The 23,688-nt window shown below is 60.0% G+C and carries 23 protein-coding genes; 7 read left to right on the forward strand and 16 right to left on the reverse strand.

Translation table 11 applies throughout. The features are described 5' to 3' along the window. Positions 1-88 precede the first annotated feature (88 nt). From BSK43_RS11275 to BSK43_RS11315, 9 genes are all read right to left on the reverse strand, one after another. Positions 89-1,222 carry an extracellular solute-binding protein gene (locus BSK43_RS11275; protein WP_136686851.1) on the reverse strand — a complete coding sequence of 378 codons (1,134 nt, stop codon included), beginning with the start codon at positions 1,220-1,222 and terminating at the stop codon, positions 89-91. After that, positions 1,219-1,680, reverse strand: coding sequence for a MaoC/PaaZ C-terminal domain-containing protein (locus BSK43_RS11280; RefSeq protein ID WP_077472539.1), 462 nt, complete (start codon positions 1,678-1,680; stop codon positions 1,219-1,221). Before BSK43_RS11280 ends, BSK43_RS11275 begins: the two co-directional genes overlap by 4 nt. Positions 1,681-1,682: 2 nt before the next feature. Further along, positions 1,683-2,756: a Gfo/Idh/MocA family oxidoreductase gene (locus BSK43_RS11285; RefSeq protein WP_077472538.1), complete on the reverse strand. Its 1,074-nt coding sequence runs from the start codon at positions 2,754-2,756 to the stop codon at positions 1,683-1,685. A gap of 293 nt (positions 2,757-3,049) precedes the next feature. Continuing rightward, complete coding sequence (locus BSK43_RS11290; protein ID WP_077472537.1) at positions 3,050-3,379, reverse strand: L-rhamnose mutarotase; 330 nt, start codon at positions 3,377-3,379, stop codon at positions 3,050-3,052. A gap of 13 nt (positions 3,380-3,392) precedes the next feature. Continuing rightward, the gene (locus BSK43_RS11295; RefSeq protein ID WP_077472536.1) at positions 3,393-4,505 is read right to left on the reverse strand and encodes a mandelate racemase/muconate lactonizing enzyme family protein; all 1,113 of its coding nucleotides are present in this window, start codon (positions 4,503-4,505) and stop codon (positions 3,393-3,395) included. Positions 4,506-4,516: 11 nt separating this feature from the next. Continuing rightward, the gene (gene ugpC / locus BSK43_RS11300; protein WP_077472535.1) at positions 4,517-5,614 is read right to left on the reverse strand and encodes a sn-glycerol-3-phosphate ABC transporter ATP-binding protein UgpC; all 1,098 of its coding nucleotides are present in this window, start codon (positions 5,612-5,614) and stop codon (positions 4,517-4,519) included. Positions 5,615-5,619: 5 nt separating this feature from the next. Then, positions 5,620-6,486 (reverse strand): carbohydrate ABC transporter permease, encoded by an 867-nt coding sequence (locus BSK43_RS11305; protein ID WP_077472534.1) that lies wholly within the window; start codon positions 6,484-6,486, stop codon positions 5,620-5,622. 2 nt (positions 6,487-6,488) lie between these two features. Next, a complete protein-coding gene (locus BSK43_RS11310; protein WP_034503237.1) occupies positions 6,489-7,382 on the reverse strand; it encodes a sugar ABC transporter permease in 894 nt (297 codons plus the stop codon). Between the two features lie 186 nt (positions 7,383-7,568). Further along, on the reverse strand, positions 7,569-8,885 hold the full coding sequence (locus BSK43_RS11315; protein ID WP_077472533.1) for a sugar ABC transporter substrate-binding protein: 1,317 nt from the start codon (positions 8,883-8,885) through the stop codon (positions 7,569-7,571). Between the two features lie 179 nt (positions 8,886-9,064). Here BSK43_RS11315 and BSK43_RS11320 point away from each other — a divergent pair, with 179 nt between their 5' ends. From BSK43_RS11320 to BSK43_RS11335, 4 genes are all read left to right on the forward strand, one after another. After that, on the forward strand, positions 9,065-9,856 hold the full coding sequence (locus tag BSK43_RS11320) for an IclR family transcriptional regulator (RefSeq protein WP_077472532.1): 792 nt from the start codon (positions 9,065-9,067) through the stop codon (positions 9,854-9,856). Positions 9,857-9,921: 65 nt separating this feature from the next. After that, positions 9,922-10,758, forward strand: coding sequence for an amidohydrolase (locus BSK43_RS11325; RefSeq protein WP_077472531.1), 837 nt, complete (start codon positions 9,922-9,924; stop codon positions 10,756-10,758). Positions 10,759-10,790: 32 nt separating this feature from the next. Next, positions 10,791-11,336 carry a MaoC family dehydratase gene (locus tag BSK43_RS11330; protein WP_077472530.1) on the forward strand — a complete coding sequence of 182 codons (546 nt, stop codon included), beginning with the start codon at positions 10,791-10,793 and terminating at the stop codon, positions 11,334-11,336. Positions 11,337-11,339: 3 nt separating this feature from the next. Continuing rightward, the gene (locus BSK43_RS11335) at positions 11,340-12,494 is read left to right on the forward strand and encodes a CaiB/BaiF CoA-transferase family protein (RefSeq protein WP_077472529.1); all 1,155 of its coding nucleotides are present in this window, start codon (positions 11,340-11,342) and stop codon (positions 12,492-12,494) included. A gap of 337 nt (positions 12,495-12,831) precedes the next feature. Here BSK43_RS11335 and tal read toward each other — a convergent pair whose 3' ends face one another. Then, positions 12,832-13,797: a transaldolase gene (gene tal, locus BSK43_RS11340; RefSeq protein WP_077472528.1), complete on the reverse strand. Its 966-nt coding sequence runs from the start codon at positions 13,795-13,797 to the stop codon at positions 12,832-12,834. A gap of 503 nt (positions 13,798-14,300) precedes the next feature. On the opposite strand from tal, the gene BSK43_RS11345 reads away from it, so the two are divergent. After that, a complete protein-coding gene (locus BSK43_RS11345; RefSeq protein ID WP_077472527.1) occupies positions 14,301-15,290 on the forward strand; it encodes a sugar-binding transcriptional regulator in 990 nt (329 codons plus the stop codon). Positions 15,291-15,552: 262 nt separating this feature from the next. On the opposite strand, the gene BSK43_RS11350 is transcribed toward BSK43_RS11345, so the two are convergent. Then, positions 15,553-16,425: a bifunctional helix-turn-helix domain-containing protein/methylated-DNA--[protein]-cysteine S-methyltransferase gene (locus BSK43_RS11350; protein WP_077472526.1), complete on the reverse strand. Its 873-nt coding sequence runs from the start codon at positions 16,423-16,425 to the stop codon at positions 15,553-15,555. A gap of 112 nt (positions 16,426-16,537) precedes the next feature. Continuing rightward, positions 16,538-17,041 carry a DUF2244 domain-containing protein gene (locus BSK43_RS11355; RefSeq protein WP_077472525.1) on the reverse strand — a complete coding sequence of 168 codons (504 nt, stop codon included), beginning with the start codon at positions 17,039-17,041 and terminating at the stop codon, positions 16,538-16,540. Between the two features lie 22 nt (positions 17,042-17,063). On the opposite strand from BSK43_RS11355, the gene nth reads away from it, so the two are divergent. Continuing rightward, a complete protein-coding gene (nth, locus tag BSK43_RS11360; protein WP_205910604.1) occupies positions 17,064-17,843 on the forward strand; it encodes an endonuclease III in 780 nt (259 codons plus the stop codon). Positions 17,844-17,846: 3 nt separating this feature from the next. On the opposite strand, the gene BSK43_RS11365 is transcribed toward nth, so the two are convergent. Then, positions 17,847-18,563, reverse strand: coding sequence for a sulfate transporter family protein (locus tag BSK43_RS11365; RefSeq protein WP_077472524.1), 717 nt, complete (start codon positions 18,561-18,563; stop codon positions 17,847-17,849). Positions 18,564-18,815: 252 nt separating this feature from the next. Here BSK43_RS11365 and BSK43_RS11370 point away from each other — a divergent pair, with 252 nt between their 5' ends. Next, a complete protein-coding gene (locus BSK43_RS11370; protein WP_077472523.1) occupies positions 18,816-19,667 on the forward strand; it encodes a MurR/RpiR family transcriptional regulator in 852 nt (283 codons plus the stop codon). Between the two features lie 19 nt (positions 19,668-19,686). Here the strand turns inward: BSK43_RS11370 and BSK43_RS11375 are convergent, their stop codons facing one another. The 3 genes from BSK43_RS11375 to BSK43_RS11385 form a co-directional block, all read right to left on the reverse strand. Next, complete coding sequence (locus BSK43_RS11375) at positions 19,687-21,270, reverse strand: FGGY-family carbohydrate kinase (protein ID WP_077472522.1); 1,584 nt, start codon at positions 21,268-21,270, stop codon at positions 19,687-19,689. A 119-nt stretch (positions 21,271-21,389) separates the two neighbouring features. Then, on the reverse strand, positions 21,390-22,064 hold the full coding sequence (locus BSK43_RS11380; RefSeq protein ID WP_077472521.1) for an HAD family hydrolase: 675 nt from the start codon (positions 22,062-22,064) through the stop codon (positions 21,390-21,392). 98 nt (positions 22,065-22,162) lie between these two features. Continuing rightward, on the reverse strand, positions 22,163-23,644 hold the full coding sequence (locus BSK43_RS11385) for a mannitol dehydrogenase family protein (protein ID WP_077472520.1): 1,482 nt from the start codon (positions 23,642-23,644) through the stop codon (positions 22,163-22,165). Positions 23,645-23,688 lie beyond the last annotated feature (44 nt).

Here is a 23,688-nt window from a genome sequence, read left to right on the forward strand (position 1 = left end):
GGGACTATGATCCCATCCATTTCGGCCGGCCGCATAGCCGACATAGGATAAGATCATGCAATAACAAACAGATGGCGCAGCCCTTGCCTTACCCTTCGAACGATTGCGCGAAGCGCCGGTTGAGCTTTTCGATAAGGACTGTATGCCGCTCGCCGGTTCGCAGTCCATCGCTAATCACCTCGGATGCGTCGCTCTGAAATGCCATGTAGCCGTCATGTCGCGGCCTCACATAGGCGCCTTCCAGCGTCGCGCGCGTGTTGCGATAGAAATCGAGCGCCGGGCCATTGACCCCATCGCTAACCCAGGCATCGGCATGACCCGGCTGACCGTTGCTGCCGGCATAAATACCTGCCTGTACCGGCCCGCCGGCGATCCAGCGCGCAAAGGCCTTTGCCTCCTCCGGCGCCTGCGTTCGGGCGGATACGGCAATGCCCGTGCCGCCAAGCGCCGAGCCATTCGGCTGGCGACCGTCGATGACGGGCATATCCGCAAAGGCGATCCGGGCTGGTCGGAAGCCCGCAAAGGAATAGTTGACGTAACCATAAATGAAGGGCGAGGCCACGTATGGGCTATCGGGCTGGCTCATCAGGTCGAGCACGGCGATCGGGTCCATCTCATAGCAGCTGATATCCATCGCGGCGACGATCCGCGTCATCCAGTCGAGCACCGCTTCGCCATTTTGCTTGGCGATAAAATCCGGCCCCTCGATGCTGCAGGGCGTGCCGAGATGCGCAGCAAGCGTGATGAAGGTCATCAGCGAATGCGGCGGCCGCATTGGTAGGATCGCCTTGCCCTTTTCAGCAAGCGTCACGAATTCGGCGAGATCCTTGACCGGCGCGCTCAACCCGTCGAGACGGTAAGCCTGCACCTGCGTCGCCGCGTCGAGCGGAAAAGCCCATTGCCTGCCCTGCCAGTGATAGCTTGGATAGGAGCGACCGACCGTGCCGGCGCCGATTGCAGCGATTTCCGCCGAATGACCAGCATCATCGAGCGGCAGCAGGCAATTCTCGCGCGTGATCTGGCCGACATGCGGATGATCGATGACAATCAGGTCGTATTGGGCGGCGAGCTCCTCCACCGGAAAGGTCTCGAAATCCTGCAGCGAGCGCTTCTCCCAGATGATTTCGACGCCGGTCTTTTCCTGCCAGAGTTTGGAGCAGGCCAGCATCGGATCATAGCCGCGCGGATGCGACCAGGTCATTCCCTTAAGCGTCACCATCACGCCTTCTCCGCAGTCGGCTTGCGCTCGACGACAAGAATATGATCAGCGGCAAGTACGACCTCATCGCGCTGGTTCAGCACCTCGCAACGCTCGACGATGCGCCCGGAAGCAGGCCGCTTCGGATCGTCCTCCTTCGCCGATATGGTGACGCGGGTGCGGATCGTATCGCCGATATGTACCGGGCGGACGAAGCGTAGCCGGTCGTAGCCATAGGAAAAAGCGACGGGATTGATCAGCGACGCCGTAAGGCCGACGCCGATCGCAAAGATCATCGTGCCATGCGCGATGCGTTGGCCACCGGGCAAGGTCTTAGCAAATTCCGCATCCATATGGTGCGGAAAGAAATCGCCGGTATGGCCGGCATGGACAACGAAATCTGTCTCGGTAATCGTCCGTCCGATGGTCACCCTGACATGGCCGAGTTCGTAGTCTTCGAAATAGATGGTTTGTTCTGCCATTCTCAAGCCTTTGGAAGTTCGGCAATCGGCGTCGCCGGAGCGGCACTCGACTGATAGGCGGCTTCGACCAGCGCCATGGTCTGCCAGGCATCTTCGACAGAGCCGACCAGCACCTTGTCCTCGCCCGAGGCAAAGCGCTGCAGGTTGGCCATGCGATTGACGAAGGCATCGGGGAACCAGGCGCCCTCGAGCTTCACCTCGACCCAATCGCTGCCACCTTCGGGACGAATCCACAGCTCGTCCGGCTCACCCCGCGGATAGTCGAGATTGACGCCGAGCTTGACATAGGCCGCGCCCTTGGTGCCGGCGATGCGGAATTCGCAGGCCTGGAACTTGCGGCCGAAATCATGATCGTGATTGACCGAGAGCACGCAGCGCACCTTGTCGCCATAGTCGAGGATCGCTGCTGTCCGCGTCTGCGCGACATCGTGGTTGGGGTGGCCAATGGTCTTGGCATGGACGCCAAGCGGATTGCCGAGCAAGCCGCGAATGAAATCCAGATAGTGAATCGAGTGCATGGCGATCTCGATCCGTGGCAAGCCCTTCAGGAAAGGCCAGAGCCCCCATGGGGTGGCCAGCGCCAGCCAGGCATCGAAATCGACGACCTCGCCGAGATAGCCTTTCTCCACGGCATCATAGAGCGCCAGCATCATCGGCGCGAAACGAAGCTGGAAATTGACGGCAGCCTTGATGTCTCGCTCGAGGCAGACCCGCAGGATGTCTGTGGCACCCATGAGATCGCTGCCCATCGGCTTCTGGATCAACGCGAAGGAGCCGCGCGGCAATTTCGCCAGGATCGGCGCATGCGCCGCCGGCGGTGTCGCAAGATCGAAGATCGCGCCTTCGACGGCAAATGCTTCAGCCTCGGAGGCGAAAGCCCGGATGCCCCGTTGAGCGGCCAGCGCCGCCGCTTTCTCGGTGTTTGGATCGTATAGACCCGCGACCGGAAAGCCGCCTTGCTTGTAGGCAGGCAGATGCGCGTCACCGACGATGCTGCCCGCACCGAAGATCACGATCGGACGCAGCTTCGATGGCTTCGGCCACCATTGGCGAAGAGATGTGGGATCGAAAGTCATCTTACCCTCCCCTTGAGGGGGAGGGTCGGAGCGAAGGTCCGGGGTGGGTGATCTCTCCCAGTGCGAAAACGGCAGCGCTATGCGCCCGGAGCATCACCCCCACCCGCGCGTTCCGCGACGCGCCCCTCATCCGGCCTGTCGGCCACCTTCTCCCCGTTTTGACGGGGAGAAGGGGATTGGCGCACCCTCCGTCAGCTCTCAACCTAAGAGGAGACGTGAAGACGCAACATAAGAGGTCGTCCCCTCTCCCCGCCTGCGGGGAGAGGGCTAGGGTGAGGGGCCCTTCTTGGAGATTAGTCATGATGAAACACCTCCTCCATCATGGCCCACCACTCACCTTCCTTGCGAGTATCAAGCGGCTTCTGGCAGGGGATGCAAACCGACCACCATTCCTGGTTCTTCGGGCTTGCGGCCATCTTGCGCATGTCGGCCTCGAAATCCGTGCCGACATATTCCCAGTAACCGAAGAGCAGGTTTTCCGGCTCCTTCAGGAAGATAGAATAGTTGGTGATGTTGCAGTCCGAGATCAGCGCCAGGATCTCGGGCCAGACGGCCGCATGAAGCGCCTTGTATTCCGCGATCTTGGCCGGCTCCAGGCCGATCACCATACCCATCCGTTGCATGGTCAGTTCCTTCTCAGCCGTGGATTTCCCGGGTGAATTCGCCGATCGAGCGCGCCTTCACGGCCTCCCAATCCCACTCGATACCGATGCCGGGCTCGGAGGGCGCAAGCGCCTTGCCGTCGACGATCTCCATGCCCTTGGTGGTGAGATCGTCGAGCTGCGGGATATATTCGACATATTTGCCGTTCGGCACCGCGCAGGTGAGGCTGACATGCAGCTCCATCAGGAAATGCGGGCAGACGGGAATGTCGAAGGCTTCGGCTGCATGCGCCACCTTCAGCCACGGCGTGATGCCGCCGATGCGGGCAACATCGACCTGGACAATCGAGCAGGCGCCCTTCTGCATGTATTCGCGGAAATGCCGGATCGAATACATGGATTCCCCGACCGCAATCGGCGTCGGCGTCGAGCGCGTCAGCCGGATATGGCCGTCGAGATCGTCGGCCGGCAGCGGCTCCTCGATCCAGGCGAGGTCGAGTTCCTTGAGGCGTGCCGCCCTGCGGATCGCCTCATCGACGGTAAAGCCCTGATTACAGTCTGTCATGATCTCGAAGCCGGAGCCGAGCGCCAGCCGCATCGCCGCAAGCCGATCGTAATCCTCGGACCCATGCGGCTTGCCGATCTTGACCTTCGAACCGGAAAAGCCTTTCGCCTTCGCCTGCAGGGCGTCCTCGACCAAGGCTTCCTTTTCGATATGCAGCCAACCGCCCTCTGTCGTGTAGAGCGCGCAGCGATCCTTGGCCCCGCCGGCCAGCTTCCAGAGCGGCAGGTTCTGCTTTTTGGCCCGCAGATCCCATAGCGCGGTATCGACAGCGGCAAGCGCCAGCGCGGTAATGGGGCCGATGGTCGTCGCGTGGGTAGCAAACTCAAGCTTGTGCCAGATCGCTTCGATGCGATCGGCATCCTCACCGATCAGTAATGGCACGAGATGGTCAGACAGCAGCCGCATGACAGACGAGCCGCCGGTGCCGATGGTGTAACTGTAGCCAGTGCCGACGGCGCCGTCGCTGTCGGTGATGGTGACGATCGGCGTTTCCTGGCTGACGAAACTCTGGATCGCATCCGTCCGCTTCACCTTCGGCGGCAGATCGACCATGCGCAGTTCTATTTTCTCGATACGTGCCATGGGTCGGCTCCTCAGATTGCCAGGCTCTTGCCGGTTTCGACGGAAAAGAGATGCGCCTGACTAAGGTCGAAGCTCATCTTCAGCCGTTCCCCGCTCTTCAGAGAGCGCGGATTGAGCATGCGCGACACCCATTCGCGGCCGGCGAATTCGACGAAGACGAGCGTTTCGTTGCCGAGCGGCTCGGTGATGGCGACAGGAAGAGTCAGCTCGTAGACGGCGGATTCCGCACCGGAATGCAGGCCGTGGCCCGTCGGGAAGATATCGTCGGGCCTGAGGCCGAAGGCGACCTTTTCGCCCTCCTTGACCTTGCCGGCAAACTGGCTCGGCAGCGGCAGCCGGTCGCCGTTCTTGAACACCAGCTCCCCGCCCTTCAGCGTCGCCTCTTCGATATTCATCGGCGGCGAGCCGATGAAGCCGGCGACGAAGCGCGTGGCGGGCCGCTTGAACACTTCGTCCGGCGTGCCGACCTGCTCGATATAGCCGTCGCGCATGATGACGATGCGGTCGGCCAGCGTCATGGCCTCGACCTGGTCGTGCGTGACATAGACCACCGTCGACTGCACCTTGGCATGCAGCTTCTTGATCTCGGTGCGCATCTGCGTGCGCAGCTTGGCGTCGAGGTTCGACAATGGCTCGTCGAACAGGAAGACCTCCGGCTGGCGTACAATGGCGCGGCCCATGGCGACGCGCTGGCGCTGGCCGCCGGAAAGCTGTGCCGGGCGGCGGTCCATCAGGGCTTCAAGGCTCAGAATGGTGGCCGCTTCGTTGACGCGTCGATCGATCTCGCTCTGTGGCTGCTTGGCGATCTTCAGCGAGAAACCCATGTTCTCGCGCACCGTCATATGCGGATAGAGCGCATAGGACTGGAACACCATCGAGATGTTGCGGTCGCGCGGCGGCAGCTCGTTGACGACGGTGTTGCCGATTTCGATCGTGCCGCCCGAGACTTCCTCAAGGCCGGCGATCATGCGCAGCGTCGTCGACTTGCCGCAGCCGGAAGGGCCGACGAGCGCGATGAATTCCTTGTCGGCGATGTCGAGATCGATGCCGTGAACGATTTCCAGCGCACCGTAGCGCTTGACGAGTTTTTTAAGGGAAACCTGAGCCATTGATATCAACCTTTGACCGCACCGAATGTCAGACCCGACACCAGATGCTTCTGAATGATGAAAGTAAGAGCGAGCGCCGGAATGATCATCACGACCGCGAGCGCGCACATGCCGCGCCAGTCGATGGTGAACTCGGACGTATAGTCGAGCAGGCCCACAGGCAGCGTCTTCGAATCGACCGAGCGCGTCAGCTGCGAGGCCAGTGCATACTCGTTCCAGCAGGTGAGGAAGGCGAAGATGCCGGCCGACGCGATGCCGGGGCCTGCAAGCGGAAACTCCACCTGCCAGAAAGCCTGCCAGCGCGTGCAGCCGTCGATCTGCGCGGCTTCGGCGAGATCCTTCGGCACCTGCCGGAAGAAGCCGTCGATCAGCCAGATGGTGAAGGGCACATTCAGCGCGACATACGTGAGGATGAGGCCGAAATGCGTGTCGATGATGCCGAGCCGCGCATAGACCATGAAGAGCGGCAGCGACAGGGCGACGCCGGGCACGGAGCGGGTCAGCATAAGCCCGAGGAACACCGTCGACTTGCCTGTGAAGCGGAAGCGGGCGAAAGCATAGCCGCCGGACATGCCGATGATGAGTGCGATGGCAGTCGAGGTGATCGAAATGATCAGTGAATTGCGGAAATAATCCCAGACGGGAATGCCGCCCTGCCCCACGCCACTGAACATAGAGCGATAGGCTTCCAGCGAAAGCTCCTGCGGAATCCACACCGGCGGCTTCGCCATGATTTCCACTGTCGGGCGCAGCGAGCTGATGATGATCCATAGGCCCGGCAGGCAGATGATGAGCATCGCGATAAAGAGGCCGATGAGATAGGCGACTTTGCGCAGGCGGCGCTGCAGGCGTTGTTGAGCGTTACGTTCCATGATTACCACTCCGCTCCGATCTGGGTGCGGGCAAGCGCCAGCTTACGGAAGAAATAGACTGTGAAGGCGATCGAAAGAATGATCGAGACATAGGCCATGGCGTTGGCGAGCCCCATCTGCGCATCGGCATAGGCGGTGCGCCCGACCAGCGTCCAGATCAGCTCCGTGCGCCGTGCCGGCCCGCCATCGGTCATGATCTTGACGATGTCATAGGCGCGGGCAACGTCGAGCGAGCGGATCGTCATGGCGATGAAGGCAAAGGGCATCAGGAACGGCCAGGTCACATAGCGGAAGGTCTGCCAGCCGGTACAGCCGTCGACCTTGGCGGCTTCGACCGGCTCCTGCGGCATGGCGAAGAGGCCGGCGAGAATGAGGATGGCAAAGACAGAGGTCGACGACCAGACTTCCGCGACGATGATCGAGAATAGCGCCAGATTGCCGTCGATGAGCCACGGTATGGCATCGTTGGTGATACCAAGCGACTGCAGCGCATTGTTGATGATGCCGACATTGTCGTTGAACATGAATTTGAACTGGAAGCCGACGAGCACGGGCGAAAACATCATCGGGAACATCATCAGCGTGCGCAGGATGCGCTTGCCGTGCGTCGCCTTGTTGACCAGGAGAGCCAATCCCAACCCGAGCAGCATTTCCAGATTGAGCGCGATCGTCAGCAGCACGACCGTGCGCACGAAAGCGGCCAGAAACACCGGGTCCGACAGGATGCGGATGTAGTTGCGCAGGCCGATGAAGGTGAAGAGCGTCGCCGGCCGCGTCAGGCGAAATGGCGTGAAGCTCGAATAGAACGACAAAAGCAGCGGAAACAGCACCACGGCGACAAGGACAATGATCGCCGGAAGAAGTAGCAGGACCGGTGGGGATATCTTTTTGAACATGGTTTGCACCTGTCGGCATTCCTCGGCAGCGTGGCCCGGACTGCGTGGAATGGATTGCTTGGGACGAGAAGCCGGCCCTAAACCGGCTGGATGGACCAGCGCCCCGTGGCGCAGGTCGAACATCATTCTCGAAGTCAAATTGCGGAAGCCCCGCGCGCTTGTCGCGCGGGGCTCCGAGTGCTTCGCTTAGAGTGAGCCGGCGTCCTTCAGGACATCCGTGGCCTTCTGGGCGGCAGCGTCGAGCGCTTGCTTAGAGGTCTTGTCACCAAGGATCGCCGCCTGCAGTTCCGGATAGACGACGTTGGAGATCTCGATCCATTGCGGCGTGCGCGGAACCGGGAAGGCGTACTTCATCGATTCCTGGAAGGTGCTCAGCACTTCCTTCTTGTATGGGTCGGAAGCAGCCTGCTGGATGTCCCACTCCCAGACAGCCTTGCGGGTCGGCAGCGTGCCGTTGGCAGCTTCGAGCTTCTGCGAGTCGTCGTTGGTCAGGAACCAGACGAGCGAAGCGGCGGCGTCCTTGTGGGCGCAAGCCTCGGTCACCGAGAAGCCATGATGGCCGGACCAGCCGGTGTGCTTGCCGGACGAGCCGACCGGCTGCACGACGACACCGACATTGCCCGCGACCTTGGAAGACTTCGGATCGTTGAAATAGGTCGCCCAGCCCGGCCAGTCGAGATCAAGCGCGATGGAGCCGGACGCAAAACCGGCACCGAGATCGTCCCACAGATAGTTGGTCGTGCCGGCCGGAACGGCCTTGGCCTTGTACATGTTCACGAACCAGTCGAGCGCGCGCACGCCGGCTTCGGAATTGAAGGCCGGCTTGCCGTCCTTGTCGAGATATTCGCCACCCTCGGCGACCAGCATTTCAAAGAAGCGGCCGTTGATCGCCTCTTCCTTGCCGGGGAACTGCGTGCCGAAGAAGTTCGGCGGGTTGGAGAAGAAGATCGCCTGATCGGACACTTCCTTCCAGGTCTTCGGCGGCGCGAGATCATAGCCGTACTTCGCCTTGAACGCAGTCTTCTTGGCGTCGTCGTTGTAAAGGCTCTTCTGATAGTAGAGCGCCGACACGTCGAACTGGGCGCGCGGCAGCATGATCAGGCGGCCATCGATGGTCGAGGCCTGAATGGTGGAATCGACGAACTGGCCGATTTCTTCCTTGGGCAGCAGCTTGGAAAGATCGGTGTAGAGGTCAGGATACTGAGGCGCGAAGGACGAATGGTTCGAGCCGACGCACCAGGAGATGCTGCCAGACGCCATGTCCGACTTGATTTCCTTGTCGAGCTCGAAATGGTTCTTCTTGGACAGGATGTTGACCTTGGCGCCCGTTTCCTTCTCCCACTCGGAAATGCGCGCATAAAGCGGCTCATATTGCTGGCCGCCGATGAGCTTGGCGTCGATCGTCACGCCCGGAAACTTGCCTGGCAGATCGGCAGCGAAGACCGAGGTGCTCGCAAGCAATGCCATCATGCCGGCGGCAAGACCGGCCTTCAATTTCCTCATCGAAATTCCTCCCAAAAAACCGGACCCCTTGTCCGATTGCCCTCTCGACCCAAATATGGATCAATAATTTATAAGTAAACATCTTATTCATTGGCCGTCAAGCCGTGATCGCGCGCTTGTCAAATGCATTCATTTATATATGAATGATGATTCATGTTTATTCGTTGGGGGACTCGTTGATGAGTGTAGAAGACGACAGTGATCGCTACCGCGCGCCGGCGCTCGACAAAGGGCTCGACATATTGGAGTTGCTCGCAACGATCGATGGCGGCCTGACGCAGGCGGAAATCGCCAAGGCGCTCAACAAAAGCCCGAACGAATTCTACCGCATGCTCGACCGGCTGGTGCGGCGTGGCTACGTGCAGAGGCAGGATGGCGATCGCTTCTATCTGACGCTCAAGCTCTTCGGCCTCGCGCATTACCACGCGCCGGTGCGCCGGCTGGTGTCCTTCGCAACGCCGCTGATGCGCGAATTCTCCAACCGCGCCGAGCAGGCCTGCCATCTGGCCATCTACGACCGCGGCTCGGTCGTCGTCATCGCCCAGCAGGATTCGCCGACCTATTGGGGCATCTCGATCCGCGTCGGCGCCCAGATCAATCTCTACAATACCGGGTCGGGCCATATCCTCCTGGCATTCCGGGATGACAAGCAGCGGCAGATGATGGTCAACGAACAGAGACGTCAGGAGCAGGACGCCGAGGAACCGCCTGCCGATCTCGAGGAGAAGCTGCTGGCCATCCGCGAAAAGGGCTATGAGACCATGGACAGCCTGCAGACCAGCGGCGTGCACAACATTTCCGCACCCGTGCTGGCGATGGACGGCAATGCGCTTGCCGCACTCACCTGCCCCTATATCGAGCCTGTGAACCCCAAGGCGCCGACGCGTGAACAGGTCGTCGAATATGCACGGGAAGCGGCAAAACTGATCTCGGAAACGGTAGCCGGCACGGTTGATAAGGCGGAGTTATAATTTTTATTTGAATAAACTATTCTTCTGTGAGTATATGTTGGGCAAGCAGGTATGGGAGGAACGCCATGCTTTTCGACAGCCACTTGCACATCGTCGACCGCAATCGGCTCGCCTATCCCTGGCTGGCGGAAGCCGGTGCGCTCAATCGCGACAGCCTCTATGAGGACTATGCCCGCGAGGCCAAGCGTCTCGGGATCACCGACACGCTTCACATGGAAGTCGATGTCGCCGAGAGCGATATCGAGCGGGAAACCGACTATGTCAAAAGCCTCAGCCGCGAACCGGGCAGCCTCTTGCGCGGCGCCATCGCCGCCTGCCGTCCCGAGAGCACAGACTTTCCCGCCTATATCGAACGCGTTCTTGCCGATCCCTTCGTCAAGGGATTCCGCCGTGTCCTGCATGTCGTGCCTGACGATGTCTCCGAAGGCGCATTGTTCCGCGAGAACCTGAAGAGGCTCGCCGGCACCCGCCTTACCTTCGATCTCTGCGTGCTGCCGCATCAGATATCCAAGGCGATCGCGCTCGCCGATCTCAACCCCAACGTCCAGTTCATTCTCGACCATTGCGGCGTACCGACCATCAAGAAGCAGCTGAGCGAGGTCTGGTCCGCCGGAATATCAGCCATTGCCAAGCGCCCGAATGTCATCGTCAAGATTTCCGGCATCGTCGCCTATGCCGAACCGGACAATTGGACACCCGAGACGCTGCGCCCCTACGTCGAGCACTGCATTGCAAGCTTCGGCTGGGATCGCGTCATCTGGGGCAGCGACTGGCCGGTCTGCACCCTCGGCGGCAATCTCTCCACCTGGGTCGCCGCCACCCATGCGCTGACGCAAGGGGTCAGCGCCGACGAACGCAACAGGCTTTATCATCTCAACGCCAAGCGCCTCTGGTCTTTCTGAGACCGGACGAATTTCCATCGAAAGTGAATGCCATGACCGCCACCGTCGGCGTATCCAGCACCCATCCGAAGACCATGCCGGCCGATCACGCCGAAATCCCCGTCTGGAACGCGGAAAACTGGTTCTACGAGGATTTCGAAGTCGGCCACAAGATCCGCTCGCTGCGCCGGACGATCTCCGAAGGCGAATCCCAGCAGTTCAACGCGCTGGTGCTCGACATGCACCCTTATGTCAGCGACCAGATCTTTGCCGAAACCGAGGGCCTGTTCGGCAAGCGGCTCGTTGCCGGCGCCTTCGTCTTTTCCGCCGGGCTCGGGCTCGTGGCAACCAACTGCGTCAACGCCTTTTCATATGGCTACGACAAGCTGCGCTTCATCAAGCCCACCTTCATCAACGATACGATCTACACCATCCGCACCAATCTGGATAAGCAGCCGAAATATGCCGAACTCGGCCTGATCCGCTCCTCCTACGAAGTCTTCAAGGGCGAAGGCGAGCTGGTGCTTTATTGCGAGCATATCCAGACTGTGCGCTACAAGAACGGCCGGCCGGCGGATGCGCCGCCGCTGAAGGCCTGACATATGACTACGAATAACGAAGAGGGCCTGCTCTCCGGCATCATCGTGCTGGATATGAGCCAGTTTCTTGCCGGCCCGATGGCCGCCCTCAGGCTCGGCGATCTCGGCGCGAGGATCATCAAGATCGAGCGGCCCGACGGTGGCGATCTCTGTCGCCGGCTTTATCTCAGCGACACCGAGATCGGTGGCGATTCCACCCTGTTTCACGCCATCAACCGCGGCAAGGAGAGCTTTGCCGTCAACATGAAGGACGAGAGCGATCTGCAGGAATTGCGGACGCTGATCGCCAAGGCCGACGTCGTCATCCAGAATTTCCGCCCCGGCGTCATCGAAAGGCTCGGCCTCGATTACGCTTCCATCACCGCCATCAACCCGCGCATCGTCTATGGCAGCATCACCGGCTACGGCCCCGAGAATGACTGGCGCCACTTTCCCGGACAGGATCTGCTGGCCCAGGCCCGCTCCGGCGTCATGTGGCTGAACGGCGAAGCGGATGACGGGCCGGTGCCTTTCGGCCTCGCGGTCGCCGACATGCTGGCCGGCAATCTTCTCGTTCAGGCCATTCTCGCCGGCCTCGTGCGGCGCGGCGTGACCGGGCGCGGCGTGCATGTGGAAACGAGCCTGCTGGAAGCAATGGTCGATTTCCAGTTCGAAGTATTGACCACGCATCTGAACGACGGCGGCCGCCTGCCGCAGAAATCCGCCGTGCGCAATGCCCACGCATATCTCGCAGCCCCCTACGGCGTCTACCGCTGCGCCGATGGCTGGCTGGCGCTGGCGATGATGCCATTGGCGAAACTCGCTCCCTTGCTGGACCTACCTGCCCTCGCTGACTACACGCCGGATGATGCCTTTCAGCGCCGCGACGAGATCAAGGGCCTGATCGCCGATCGCCTGCTGGAAAAGACCTCTCGGGAATGGCTCAGCATATTGGAGCCCGCCGACATATGGGCGGCTGAAGTGCTCGACTGGCCGAAGCTCCTGCAAACCGCCGCCTTTCGCCAGCTCGACATGCTGCAGACGGTGAGCCGCGACGACGGCAGCTCCGTGCGCACGACCGCGAGCCCAATCCGAGTTAATGGTATCAGAGCCAAGAATGACCTGGCGGCGCCCACGATCGGTGGTCAGTCGGATAAGATCAGGGCGGAGTTTATTTAGGGTCGGTAGATCCTCTCAGACTTTCATCTGCCGCACCCGCGATACCCCCCTCTGTCCCTTTCGGGACATCTCCCCCACAAGGGGGGAGATTGGTAACCTGCGGCCTTCCATCCCCAAATAATAGGCATCGTATCTGCTGAGCTATTTTGCTTCATCTTGTGGAGCTGGTGATGCGCCCTAACGATCTCCCCCCTTGTGGGGGAGATGTCCCGAAAGGGACAGAGGGGGGTATCGCGGGTGCGGTAGGTTCGCTCTCCCGTTTAGAACATGAAAGGGGCGCCGCATCTCTGCGGCACCCCTCGAAAATCACGGCTCCCAAGAGAGAAGCAAAATCACCTTACGCAGCAGCGAGCTGCAGCTCCTTGCTGACCATGGCGCGCAGCGTGCCGAGGTCCTTGGCGAAGGCGCGGATGCCTTCCGAGAGCTTCTCGGTTGCCATTGCGTCTTCGTTCATCATCCAGCGGAAGGTCTTTTCGTCGACGGCGATCTTTTCGACGGAACCCTTGTTCTCCGGCGAGAGCTTGCGCTCCAGCTTGCCTTCGTCCTTAGAAAGGTCGTCAAGCAGGTTCGGGCTGATCGTCAGGCGGTCGCAGCCGGCCAGCGCTTCGATTTCGCCGGTGTTGCGGAACGAGGCGCCCATGACGATCGTCTTGATGTCGTTGGACTTGTAGTAGTGGTAGATGTCGCGAACGGAAACGACGCCCGGATCTTCCTCAGCCGTGTAGTCCTTGCCGGTCGACTTCTTGTACCAGTCGAGGATGCGGCCGACGAAGGGCGAAATCAGGAAGGCCTTGGCATCGGCGCAGGCAATCGCCTGGGCCTTGCTGAAGAGCAGAGTCAGGTTGCAGTCGATGCCTTCCTTCTGCAGCACTTCGGCGGCACGAATGCCTTCCCAGGTGGAAGCAAGCTTGATCAGGATGCGGTCGCGCTCGATGCCGCGCTCCTTGTAGGAGGCGATGATCGCGCGGGCCTTGGTCAGCGATGCTTCGGTATTGAAGGAGAGATCGGCGTCGACTTCGGTCGAGACACGGCCCGGAACGAGCCCGGAAAGCGCGGCACCGACGGAAATGGCCAGGCGGTCGGCAACCGCGTGAACGACGGCTTCCGAATTGCCGCCCTGCTTCTTGCCCCAAGCAACGGCTTCCTTGATCGCGTCGGCAAACATCGGCGTGCCGAGCGCCTTCAGGACGATGGTCGGGTTGGTGGTGCAATCCACCGGCTTCAGGCGTGCGACTGCCTCGATGTCGCCTGTATCGGCGACGACCGTGGTCATGGCGCGGAGTTGATCAAGCTTGGAAGTCATAACAGGTATCCTTGTTGAATGAGGCCCATTGGGATGCGGAGATGTCGGGCGGCAAATTCCGTCCGGTCGATGGACGATTTGAAGGCGTCAGGCGGAATATGCCCTTCCATCTTCTATGTGTCGGTAACGGGATAAAAAGCGCGAAAGTTCCATTTCCAGTGAACGGCCGAGCGATGAAGAAACAACCTTCCGACGACAAGCTTTTCACCGGCACCGGGCGCCCTATATGGCATCCTGTCCGGTCTGGCACTTGCTCGGAGCAACACTCGCACATTGTCCTCCTCGATTGGACAAGACCGAATTCCTCAGCACCGACTATCAGCAATCTCGCAAGGAAAAGTCAAGGACATTTGTGCAATTCAATTGACATAAGTTTCATGTCATAGAATATCGCCAGCAGAAGAGCCGATCTCGCCCGCTCCCGTCATCCGTCATCGCCACAATTCCAATTCCCGGCGATCATGACGCTAAAAGGCGCAGGCGACAATCATGCTGGAGGACCTGTGGCCAAACTGAGACGCGGGACGCATACCGCCTATTCGGAGACCTCGTCCCTGAGGCTTCGCGCCGCATGGCTCTATTATAACCAGGGCCTGACACAGAAGGATGTCGCCGAACAACTCGGCATCAGCCGCACCACGGTCATCCGCCTGCTGGATGAGGCGATGCGTCGCGCCGAGGTGCAAATCTGGATCACCGAAGGCATCGACGATTGCGTCGAACTGTCGATCAAGCTGGAACGCATTTATGGGCTGGATGAAGCAATCGTGGTTCCGGAGCCCGCTGGCGGCAATGTAAACGCTCAGGCAAAGAGCGTCGGCCTGGCGCTCGGCCAATTCCTCACCGAAGCCATCCCCGACAATTACACGATCGGCGTCGGCTGGGGCCGGACGATGACGGCTTCGCTTGCAAGCTTCCGCCCTCCCCGTCGCGACAATTGCAAGGTGGTCTCGCTGCTCGGCGGCATCGTCGCCGTCCAACAGACCAACCCGATCGATTATACGTGGCGGCTGGCAAGCCAGCTCGGTGCAGAATGCTACATGTTCCTGGCGCCGCTGCTGGTCGATTCCATCGAGACCAAGCGCAATCTCATCGAAAAATGCGGCCTTGAAGCCATTTATCGGTTGGCGGAAAATCTGGACCTCGCCATCGTCAGCTGCGGCGACATCGGCCCGCAATCGACATCGCTGTCGGAAGGCTTCATCTCCAAGCGGGAGCTGCAAGAGTTGATCGACATGGGCTGCGTCTGCGATACCATGTTCAACTTCCTCGATTCCGAGGGCAATTCCGTCGATCACCCCATCAACAAGCGCGTCATGTCCGTCGATCTCGATACGCTGAAAAAAGCCAAGCACATTGTGATCTCCTCCGGCGGCGCGCACCGCGCCCAGGCAATCAGCGCCACCATCAAGCGCATCGGCTGCAACACTTTGATCACCGATGAGAGCGCCGCCAAGGCATTGCTGCAGATGGCTATGGCGAAGGCTGCTTGATTAATTCATTCCGTGTTTGCGGAGGGTTCACACCCCCCTCTGTCACCGTCGTGACATCTCCCCCACATGGGGGGAGATCATTGGGAGCTTGCCGCCCGTCCTCTCCGAAACACTAAATTGCAGTTTCAGCAGATTCTACGTTCATTTGAAGCGAGAGACCACTGCGGGTTACCAATCTCCCCCCATGTGGGGGAGATGTCACGACAGTGACAGAGGGGGGTCACGGACGCCCGGCAGACTCCAGCTCTCCAAGAACACACCCTCAAACATCCCCCGATTCCCACCCCAGCATCGCCCGCTTGCGCGTCAGCCCCCAATGATAGCCGGTAAGCTGGCCGTTCTTGCCGAGCGCACGGTGGCAGGGCACGACGAAGGAGATCGGGTTGCGGCCGACGGCGGCTCCCACGGCCCGCATGGCTTTCGGCTGACCGATATCGCTGGCGATATCGGAATAGGTCACGGCCCGGCCCATCGGGATCTTCAACAGGCTCTCCCAGACGCGCAGCTGGAAATCCGAGCCGATCAGCACCACCCGCAGCGGCTGATCGCTCGACCAGTTCGATCGTTCGAAAATACGGGCTGCGTAAGGTGCCGTCGCCTGGGCATCCTCGATGAATTGCGCATTCGGCCAGCGGCAGGTCATGTCTTCCAGGCAAGCCCGCTCATTGCCGGAATCGCTGAAGGCGAGACCGGCAAGACCGCGATCTGTGACCATGATCAGGGCGAGACCAAAGGGTGAAATGTGGAAGCTATAGCGCATCACCAAGCCGCTACCCCTGGCCTTCCATTCGCCCGGTGACATCGCCTCGTGCGTGACGAACAGATCATGCAGGCGGCTGGGGCCGGAAAGGCCGACTTCGAAAGAGGTCTCCAGCAGCGGCAGATCCTCCTTGCGCAGGAGCCGTTTGGCATGATCGAGCGTTACCGCCTGAAGAAAAGCCTTGGGTGAAAGCCCAGCCCAGCGCGTAAACGTCTTCTGCAATTGGGTGGGCGACTGGTCGAGCCGATCGGCGAGCGTCTCCAGCGACGGCTGATCGCGATATTCCTCGGTGATGAGCTCAATCACCTGCCGCACAGTCTCGTAGTCCGGGCCTTGCGGAGTGATGTCTTTTTTCAGCTGTGCAATCGCATTCATGGTCTTTCTCCTTAAAAAGGAGAAAACCACGTCGGCAGAGCTAAAACCACCCGTTTCTTGCGCCGGGAGACCGCCTGCGAAAATGTGATGTCATTGGTTTTGAGAGACCCGCTCATATCCGCTGCGTGACTGTGGCCAGCGCACGTTTGAAAGCCTTGGCGAAGCTCTCGCGATCATCCGGGTTGAGGAACGAGCCGACATCCGTATCGTGGCTCCTGTCGCGAACATGCATCGATACGACGCCGATTTCGCGATGGCGGCGTACGAGGAACCGTGTCCAGAACGGATTGAAGCGATGTTCGATCATCCGCCCGGTCGGCGAAAACTTGCGGATGGACACGTTGGTACGCGATACCGTCACTTCCTCACGCACGCGCCCGGAGCGGTAGTTCAGCCAGAAGGCGCCGTAGAGCAGCAGAAAATCGGCGCCGAAGAACAAGCCCACAGGCCACGCCCCGCGCGTGACGAAAAGAATGGTGTAGAAGAGGCAGAAGGCGCCGGCCAAGGCCAGCATGACCTTGAACCCCTTTCGTCCGAGAGAGCGATGGGGGAACAGTTCGGCAGCGAAAACCGGCTTGTTGCCGTCTGCCGCAGTATCGGCGTTGCGTTCGGTCATTGGACTTGAGTATAGGTCGTTCATGGCAAATCCTAAGATCAAATCCAGCGCCCAAACGGCGAAAAAGTCAAATGCGACCGCAGGTCGCAAGCCGGCCATGAAGAGCCTTTATTCAAAGGCGGACCTGGAAGAGATCTTCCGTCGCTTCTCCATTCAGCGGCCCGAACCGAAGGGCGAGCTGGAACACGTCAATCCCTTCACCCTCGTTGTTGCGGTGGCGTTGTCGGCGCAGGCGACTGACGTCGGCGTCAACAAGGCGACGCGCGCTCTCTTCGCCATTGCCGACACGCCGCAAAAGATGCTCGACCTCGGCGAGGAACGCATCCGCGAATACATCAAGACCATCGGCCTCTACCGCAACAAGGCGAAGAATGTCGTCGCGCTCTCGGAAAAGCTTATCGCTGATTTCGGTGGCGAGGTGCCGCGCACGCGCGAGGAATTGATGACCCTGCCGGGCGTCGGGCGCAAAACCGCTAATGTCGTCCTATCGATGGCATTCGGCCAGGCAACGCTCGCGGTCGATACCCACATCTTCCGCATCGCCAATCGGCTGCTGCTGGCGCCCGGCAAGACGCCGGATGAAGTCGAGCAGAGGCTGTTGAAGCTGATCCCCGATCAATATCTCTATCACGCCCATCACTGGCTAATCCTGCATGGGCGCTATTGCTGCAAGGCGCGCAAGCCGGAATGCGAACATTGCATCATTGCCGACCTCTGTCGATCGCCAGAAAAGATCTGGGACATACCGGCGCCGCTGGTCGAACTGCCCCAGCAAAACATCAGCGCCGAAACCGCCAGCTAGCTTTTAATATGCACGCAGGCCGGCTTCTTTCCGCGAGATGAGCTTGTGCAGATGCACCATCATCCCGGCGGCAAACAGCGGTGTCAGCAGATTGAGAAGCGGGATGGCAAGAAAGGCGGCAATCACAAGACCAGCCAGGAACACGGTAAAGGCGTGCTTGATGCGGAACTGCCGCGCCTCGTCCGGCGAACGGAAGCGCATGGCGGCGAACTCGAAGAATTCGCGGCCAAGCAGGTAGCCGTTCACCAGAAAGAAGGCGATCAGATTGACGCCTGGAATGAACAGCAGAAACAGGGCGATGATATTGCCGACGATGACGACGCCGACAAACCGCACCGAGCTTTTCATTGCCGCTGCGATCGGCATCGCCGTTCCGGGTGCATCGCCGGGATAGTCCCGCTTCTCCACGACCTCGGCGACATCGTCGAGAAAGAGGCCGGCAATCAGCGCCGTGATCGGCGATATCAGCAGCGCCATTGCGAGCGCGAGCGCAATGCCCGCAAAGATAGCCAGAAAGAGCGTAAGCCAACCCGTCCAATCCGCAGTGGCCGGCATGAAGCCCTGCAGCCAGGGCAAGGCGAAGGAATTGAAAATGCCGCGCAGCACGAACCAGAGCACGACAAGCGCCAGCAATGTCAGGCCAAGAACCTTCCAGAAAACCTTGCGCGTTTCCGGCGCGAAGAGGTTTTCGAAGGAAAGGCGCGCAGCAAGGACAATCATTCGGTCGGGCTCCCCTGGTTGGTAATCCGACACCTAGGTAGCATTCATGCGGATATCAATATCCCACCTGATATGCGAGTATGCTCAATTAAAAAAATGTATCGTTGTAATAAAGCCTAAGCTAATATATTTTGTAGGTCATATTAAGAACAACAACCGAAACAACATCGGCGGCCTTCCGAGATCCAAGCACCCCATTGTTCCAACAATTGGTGCATAGAATATCAGAAGGAAACTCAGGGAGGCGCGAATTTGGAAGACCTTAGCCAGAAACTTAGAGAATATATCAAGGTTGGTACGCCCGCCGAACGTCGAATTGCAAAGTATTTCTCTGAACATCTGAATGAACTACCGTTCGAAACCGCCTCCTCGGTCGCCGATAGGCTGGAATTGAGCCCGATGACGGTTGGCCGGTTCCTGCGGTCCCTCGGCTATCACGGCCTCGATGGAATCAAGGTTCATCTGAAGGAGAACACGGGGCCTGTTACGTTACAATTGCCTAACGTCCTCGAGCAGCTCCAGAAGGATGCCGGTGAAAGCCGCCCCCTGGCAGCACAAATCGTCGAACAGGTCGAGATGCTGCAGCATATCTACAATCTCGCCAACCAGCCCCAATGGCAGGACGCGGTGACGGCAATCCTGTCGACCGGCAACGTCTTCATCACCACCCATCCGAGCCTTGCAGGGCTTGGAAGGCATCTCTGCGACCGGCTGACTTTCGCTCGCGACCACGTCCTCTTTCTCGATGGGGCTAATGGCAGCTACGTCGAAATGCTGGGCGCACGGTCGGAAGACAGCCTGCTCATCATCATCGATTCCCCGCGCTTCGTCGCATCGCGGCTGCTAGCCCGCTCTGCCCGCCGCGCCGGACACAAAGTGCTGCTCGCGACCGGCCAATTCACCGAATGGGCGCATGAATTTGCGAATATCACCCTGTCTTTGCCACCCCAGCGAGCCAATAGCCGCGAAAGCCTCTCGGGCATGATGGCGCTGCTGGAAATGATCGCCATCGCCGTTACGCAGGCGGCCGGTGAAACGGCGGAAAACAGGATTCGCCGGATCGAGGAACTGCAAGCCATATTCGCACATGCGCCCCTAAGGTAAGCAAGCGCAAACCAAAGGCCTAATCCATTCCGTCCAATTCTGCCCGATGGCGATACATCGCGAGGAAGCGCCGGTAGTCGCGATCGTAGAGCGTCTTCTTGGCCGCATCCGGCAGGCGTTCGTGACCACCGGGATACATGGCGGCACCCGCCACCCCCAGGTTCTCATGGAGCCCGCAGGAAACCGAAGCAGCGATCGCCGTGCCCAGCAACACCGTCTCGTTCATCTTGGGGATCACGACCTTGCAGCCGGTCACATCGGAATAGAGCTCCATCAGCACCGAATTCTTCACATGACCACCCGCGACATGCAGCGTATCGGGCACGTAGCCATAGTCCCGCATCCGCTCCAGGATGTGGCGGATACCAAGTGCTATCCCGACGCTGGTGCGCCAGTAGAGCCGGCAAAGTCCGTCGAAGGACGCGTCCAGCGTCATGCCGCTGATGACGCCCAAGGCATGCGGATCTGCAAGCGGTGAACGATTGCCGTGAAAATCGGGCAGCACGTGGATGCGGCCGCCCAGCAATTCACCCTCGGCAAGCCGCAGCTCCGCAATGCGCTTGACGATACGATCGTGCAATGCAGCGGTCGGCGCTCCCCCGGCTGCATGCATGCTGACAATGTGATCGAGCAGTGCTCCTGTCGCCGACTGCCCGGCTTCGGCCAGCCACATTTCCGGAAAAACCGCCTCATAATAAGGCCCCCACATGCCCGTGCTGCGCTTGCGCTCCCGCGAGAAGGAGACGACGCAGCTCGAAGTTCCGGCGATGAGCGCGAGTTGATGCTCCAAGGCGCCGAGATCGCCAGCGTGAGCCGCAAGAGCGCCGAGCGCACCCGCATAGGCGTCGATCATGCCCGCGCCGACATGGCAGTCCCGATCGAGCCCCAGCGCTTCCGCAGCTTCGGCCGTCAACGTTCCGATGCTCTTGCCGACCGGAACACTGCCCTCCGGCAGCCCTCCGCGCTCCCGCAGGTCGCCGAGGCCGATCACGTTCAGGAAATCCGCCTGCCAGCCCGGTTCGCGATGGGCGAGATAATTCCACTTCGCCACCAGCGTCGACCGCGATCGGGCCAACGAGCCGGTCGCCTTCCAGGTCATGAAATCGGCAAGGTCGAAGAAATAACCGGCCTGCGCCCAGCTCTCGGGAAGGTTCTCCTTCAGCCACATCAGCTTGGGCATTTCCATTTCAGGCGACATGAACTCGCCGGAATAGGCGAGAACCTCATGCCGCGTCGCCGTACAGTAATCCGCCTCGGCCAGCGCACGATGATCGAGCCAGACGATGGTATCGAAGCGGCTCTCGCCTCCGGTGGAAACGGTCAATTGCCCGCCTTCCCGATCACGCACGACCAGCGAACAGGTCGCGTCGAAACCGATCGCGCCGATAACGGATGCATCAACGCCTGACGTTGCAACGGCAGCGCGAACGGCGGCGCAGACGGCAGCCCATATATCCTCGGAATCATGCTCGGCGTGGTTTTCACGCGGGCGATTCATCAGGATCGGATATTCGCTTTTGCCCAGCAGTGAGCCGCCCGCCGTGAAGACACCGGCGCGTGCGCTGCCTGTGCCAATATCGACCGCAACCACGTGATCACGCATGCAAAAGGGGTCCCGACCACTCAGAGCATTTCCACGTTTCTTTGAATCGCGAAAACGTTCTATTTTTTTCTTTACGCATTCCGGACGGAAAACCGCTGCGCACTTTTCCTGGAAATGCTCTAACTCTTGTTGCGGACAAGTTGTATCAAATCCGGCATCGCGTCAAACACGACTTCCGGAGAAAGCTGCTCCAGTTCAGCACGATAGCTGGGTGAATGCGCATGCGAACCGCCGTTGAAAGCAAACACTGTCATGCCAGCCGCACGCGCCGCCATGATCCCCGCCGGGCTGTCTTCCACGACGATGCAGTCTGCCGGCGCAACCCCCATCCGCTCGGCGGCAAAGAGGAAAAGATCCGGTGCGGGCTTGCCCCGCTTGACCATGCTTGCGCTGAAAATATTCGGCTCCAGCCGCTCCAGCAGGCCGGTGACACCGAGCGAGAGCCGGATGCGCTCCAGCTGGCTTGAAGAGGCCACACAGCGCGGAAGCGGAAGCGCATCCAGCGTCGCGGCGATACCATCGATCGGCTTCAGCTCATGCTTGAACCGCTCATAGAGATCGTTGCGGATGCGATCGAGGAACGCCTGATCGATGAATACATCGAACTCGGTCAGCATCGTATCGACGAGCGTCGCGAGGCTCTTGCCGAGGAAGCGGCTGTAGACATCCTCCTCGCTCATATCCACGCCGACGTCATGCATCGCCTGGATGAGCACGCTGACCGACAGCGGCTCGCTGTCCACAAGCACGCCATCGCAATCGAAGATTACGAGTCCCTTCTCCGCATCGGTCATCGTAGATCCAACCTGAATTCTGTTGCCGTCCCGCCTGCTCGCAATGCGGGCGTTACAATGGAAAACGGCCGGAGCAGAAAACTCCGGCCGCTTGAAAATTATCCCGCGAGTTTGTTGTCCAAGTATAGCTGCAGGGTGACGCGAGTACCCTTTTCCCACAGCGTTTTCAGGGCATGAGCGAAGCGTTTGCGGAAGAGATCCGATTTCGCGACATCGCCGAAGATATCCTCGAACACCAGGAAGGCATTTGGATCGTCCTTTGCCTTGAGAGCGGCCTCATGCAGGCGCTCGGCGCTGGCATCGTTGAAGACGATGTCCTTGCCGCTATCGCTCTTGCCGGCGAAATAGCGGCACCAGAGCGCCGAGACGAGCGCGAGGCCGACGACGTCTTCCCCGCGGCTGAGCCGATCGGCCGTGGACGGCAGGATAAACTTCGGCTGGCGGTTGGAGCCATCCTGCGCCAGGCGCGGAATGGTGTCGGCGATCTTCGGATTGGCGAAGCGCCGCTCGATCAGCTTGAAATAATCCGCCAGCACGGTATTCGGCACCGGCAGGATCACGGGGATGATCTCGTCATTCTCGAGCTTGGCGAGGAAATCGCGGATCAACGGTTCTTCCATGGCCTCATGCACGAAATGGATATCCATCAACGCTGCCGGATAGGCGATGGCCGCATGGCCGCCATTGAGGATGCGGATCTTCATATGCTCATAGGGGGTTACATCCGGGACGAACGTGACGCCGACCTTTTCCAGCGCAGGCCGGCCCGCCGGGAAATTGTCTTCAAGCACCCACTGCTTGAATTCCTCACAATAGACGGGCCAATTGTCCTCGATATCGAAGACTTGCTTCAGCAGATCGATCTCGCGCGTACCGGTTGCCGGCGTGATGCGGTCGACCATGCCGTTCGGGAAGGCGACATTTGTAGCGATCCAGTCGGCAAAGGCGGGATCGGAAAGCCGCGCGGTGCCTACGACGGCTGCTTTGGTGACGCCGCCATTGTGGGGAATATTGTCGCAGGACATGACCGTGAATGGCTGCAAGCCTGAGGCGCGGCGCGCCTTGAGGCCGGCAACGATCAAGCCAAACACCGTCTTCGGCGCATCGGGGTTCTGCCCGTCGGCTGATATCGCTGGATGGGCGGGATTGAACTTGCCGGAGGCATCGATGAAATAGCCGCCTTCGGTGATCGTCATCGAGACGATGCGGATGGTGGGATCCGCAAGCTTGGCGATGATCGCCTTTGCATCGCCGACCGGCAGGATGCCGACCATCGGCGCGGTGACACGAGCAGCGGTGCGATTATTGTCCTGCTCGACCACGGTCGTCAGAAAATCCTGTGCAGCGAGCTTCTCACGCATCGCGGCATCGGACGGCAGCACGCCGGCGCCGATGATCGCCCAGTCATGGTCGTGACCGGCGTTGAACAGGTCATCAAGGTAGATCGCCTGGTGGGCGCGATGGAAATTACCGACACCGAAATGCACGATGCCCGCCGAAAGCGACTTCGGATCGTAGGCAGGAATGGCCGCCGTTGCGGCCGCTTCCTGGAGAGTTGCGAGCGATAATTTGCACGTCATGTCTCTAGTCCTTCTGGAAAGGTCTCTGGCTCCGGACGGTTGGG

The organism is Rhizobium sp. P44RR-XXIV, from assembly GCF_001999485.2.
Taxonomy (GTDB): domain Bacteria; phylum Pseudomonadota; class Alphaproteobacteria; order Rhizobiales; family Rhizobiaceae; genus Rhizobium.

Coding starts and splice junctions, on each gene's coding strand:
- BSK43_RS11280 (WP_077472539.1), bottom strand. CDS start 1,680: ATGGCAGAACAAACCATCTATTTCGAAGACTACGAACTCGGCCATGTC.
- BSK43_RS11285 (WP_077472538.1), bottom strand. CDS start 2,756: ATGACTTTCGATCCCACATCTCTTCGCCAATGGTGGCCGAAGCCATCG.
- BSK43_RS11290 (WP_077472537.1), bottom strand. CDS start 3,379: ATGCAACGGATGGGTATGGTGATCGGCCTGGAGCCGGCCAAGATCGCG.
- BSK43_RS11295 (WP_077472536.1), bottom strand. CDS start 4,505: ATGGCACGTATCGAGAAAATAGAACTGCGCATGGTCGATCTGCCGCCG.
- ugpC (WP_077472535.1), bottom strand. CDS start 5,614: ATGGCTCAGGTTTCCCTTAAAAAACTCGTCAAGCGCTACGGTGCGCTG.
- BSK43_RS11305 (WP_077472534.1), bottom strand. CDS start 6,486: ATGGAACGTAACGCTCAACAACGCCTGCAGCGCCGCCTGCGCAAAGTC.
- BSK43_RS11310 (WP_034503237.1), bottom strand. CDS start 7,382: ATGTTCAAAAAGATATCCCCACCGGTCCTGCTACTTCTTCCGGCGATC.
- BSK43_RS11315 (WP_077472533.1), bottom strand. CDS start 8,885: ATGAGGAAATTGAAGGCCGGTCTTGCCGCCGGCATGATGGCATTGCTT.
- BSK43_RS11320 (WP_077472532.1), top strand. CDS start 9,065: ATGAGTGTAGAAGACGACAGTGATCGCTACCGCGCGCCGGCGCTCGAC.
- BSK43_RS11325 (WP_077472531.1), top strand. CDS start 9,922: ATGCTTTTCGACAGCCACTTGCACATCGTCGACCGCAATCGGCTCGCC.
- BSK43_RS11330 (WP_077472530.1), top strand. CDS start 10,791: ATGACCGCCACCGTCGGCGTATCCAGCACCCATCCGAAGACCATGCCG.
- BSK43_RS11335 (WP_077472529.1), top strand. CDS start 11,340: ATGACTACGAATAACGAAGAGGGCCTGCTCTCCGGCATCATCGTGCTG.
- tal (WP_077472528.1), bottom strand. CDS start 13,797: ATGACTTCCAAGCTTGATCAACTCCGCGCCATGACCACGGTCGTCGCC.
- BSK43_RS11350 (WP_077472526.1), bottom strand. CDS start 16,425: ATGAATGCGATTGCACAGCTGAAAAAAGACATCACTCCGCAAGGCCCG.
- BSK43_RS11355 (WP_077472525.1), bottom strand. CDS start 17,041: ATGACCGAACGCAACGCCGATACTGCGGCAGACGGCAACAAGCCGGTT.
- nth (WP_205910604.1), top strand. CDS start 17,064: ATGGCAAATCCTAAGATCAAATCCAGCGCCCAAACGGCGAAAAAGTCA.
- BSK43_RS11365 (WP_077472524.1), bottom strand. CDS start 18,563: ATGATTGTCCTTGCTGCGCGCCTTTCCTTCGAAAACCTCTTCGCGCCG.
- BSK43_RS11375 (WP_077472522.1), bottom strand. CDS start 21,270: ATGCGTGATCACGTGGTTGCGGTCGATATTGGCACAGGCAGCGCACGC.
- BSK43_RS11380 (WP_077472521.1), bottom strand. CDS start 22,064: ATGACCGATGCGGAGAAGGGACTCGTAATCTTCGATTGCGATGGCGTG.
- BSK43_RS11385 (WP_077472520.1), bottom strand. CDS start 23,644: ATGACGTGCAAATTATCGCTCGCAACTCTCCAGGAAGCGGCCGCAACG.